Annotated in this window: 2 protein-coding genes; one reads left to right on the plus strand and one right to left on the minus strand. The window is 68.5% G+C overall.

The window, feature by feature from the left end:
- A partial coding sequence (locus VIB55_RS17245; RefSeq protein ID WP_331877909.1) for a peptidylprolyl isomerase occupies positions 1–1,025 on the minus strand: 1,025 nt, incomplete at its 3' end.
- Positions 1,026–1,251: 226 nt separating this feature from the next.
- Between VIB55_RS17245 and VIB55_RS17250 the strand changes: the two genes are divergently transcribed.
- Positions 1,252–1,521 (plus strand): hypothetical protein (locus VIB55_RS17250; protein WP_331877910.1); only part of this gene is annotated, 270 nt, incomplete at its 3' end.

Below are 1,521 nucleotides of genomic sequence, written 5' to 3' on the forward strand. Positions count from 1 at the left end.
ACCTGCTCGCCCGTGCGCTCCTGCACCTGGATCAGGTGCACGCCGAACTGGCTGACCACCGGCTGCGAGATCTCGTTGACCGGCAGCGAGAAGGCGGCCGAATCGAACGAGGGCACCATCTGCCCGCGGCCGAACGTGCCCAGGTCGCCGCCCTGCTGCGCGCTGCCCGTGTCGTCGGATTCGCGGCGCGCCACCTCGGCGAAGTCGGCGCCGCCCGCCAGCTCCTGGCGAAGCTCCTGCGCCTGGCGGATGGTGCCCGCGCGGTCGGCCTCGGTGATCGTCAGCGGAAGGTACGCCACCTTCAGCCGCGCGCCCTGCGGACGGTCGAAGTCGTCGCGGTGCTCGTCGTAGTAGCGGCGGATCTCCGCCTGGCTGACCGTGGGCGCCGTGGGGGCCAGCTTTTCCAGCGGCAGCGCCACGTAGTCCACCGTCACCGTTTCGCTGCGGTCCTGGAAGGCGCGCCACAGCTCGGCGTCGCTCAGGAAGCGGCCGGCCGAAAGCTGGTTGATCAGCTTCTGGCGGGGCAGCGACTCGCGGTAGTACTGCTCCAGCTGCGCGAAGATCTCGGGGGTGGCGCGTGCGCTGCCCAGGAACGCGCGGTACTTCTGCAGGTCGAACTGGCCGTTGGTCAGGAAGATCTCCTGGCGCGCCAGGTCCGGCTGCGGAAGGTTGCGGGCGGCCCACAGGATCTCCTGGTCCGTCACGCGAATGCGGCGGCGCGAAAGCTCCTGCCGGAGCAGGATCTCGGCGACCACCTGGTCCCACGCCTGCTCGCGGATGGCGCGCTCCGTCTCGGGCGTGATCTCGGTGCCCTGCTGCTGCGCCTGCTGCACCATCGCGTTGTAGGCGTCGTTGTACACCTGCGCGGTGATGGCCGAGCCGTTTACGCTGCCCAGGGCGCCGGAGCGCGCGCCGGCGCCGCCCATCACTTCCATGCCGATCTCGAGCACCATCCACAGGATGAAAGCGGGGATGATGAGGAAGACCAGGGCCTTGCCCACGTTGGAGCGGATGAACTGCATCATGTGGAAACGGACTCCGCGCTGGGATCCGAAGCGCCGGCTGGCGATTCGGCGTCTGAAGGTGCCGGGAAACCGCGGTTCATGCGGGAAAGCAAGCCGCCCAAAATAGTCGGAGCGCCGCGCCCACGCAACCCGGCGGCGTTGTTGACAGTGGCTGAGCGCCAGATTTAAGTTGCACCCCCTGTCACCCCAGCCTCGCCCCGGCTTTTCTCGCGCCCCGTTACACGGTATGGCCGAACTTTCTCCTGAGCTGGCGTCCCGCATTCAGCAGCTGGAAACGAGCTACGCCGGCAACCCGGGCCGCTTTTTCGTGGCCCTGGCCGGTGCCTGGCGCGACGCGGGGGAAATTTCCCGGGCCGAAGAAATCCTGCGCGAAAACCTCAAGCGGCACCACGGCCTGAGCGCGCACGTGCTGCTGGGGCGCTGCCTGGCCGACCGCGGGGCGCACCAGGAAGCGGCCAACGAGTTCCACTACGTCCTTTCCATCGACGCGCAGAAC

The organism is Longimicrobium sp. (assembly GCF_036554565.1).
Taxonomy (GTDB): Bacteria; Gemmatimonadota; Gemmatimonadetes; order Longimicrobiales; family Longimicrobiaceae; genus Longimicrobium.